The following is a 286-nucleotide window of genomic DNA, read 5'->3' as shown; positions in this document are numbered from 1 at the left end:
ACTATTCAACAAGAATTGGAAGAATCACAGCACCAATGCCAAACAGTCCAGCAGGAATTATTTAACTCAAACGAGCAATGCCAAACACTCCAACAAGAATTAGAAGATGCTAAACAACAATGCCAAATCTTGCAGAACGATTTAGATGACTCAAAACAGCAATACCAAGCCGTCCAACACGAATTAGACGACTACAAAGAACAATGCCAAACTATTCAACAAGAATTGGAAGAATCACAGCACCAATGCCAAACAGTCCAGCAGGAATTATTTAACTCAAACGAGC

General features: G+C 39.2%; 1 protein-coding gene. It reads left to right on the top strand.

Annotation, left to right across the window (positions count from 1 at the left end; all coding sequences use genetic code 11):
- Window positions 1–286 (top strand): hypothetical protein (locus ACQCT5_RS22975; RefSeq protein WP_499645416.1); only part of this gene is annotated, 286 nt, incomplete at both ends.

This window comes from Sutcliffiella halmapala, from assembly GCF_050107295.1.
In the GTDB taxonomy this organism is placed as follows: Bacteria; Bacillota; Bacilli; order Bacillales; family Bacillaceae_I; genus Sutcliffiella_A; species Sutcliffiella_A halmapala_A.
The sequence above is the reverse complement of the archived record's forward strand: the minus strand, read 5'-3'. Positions and strand labels throughout refer to the sequence as shown.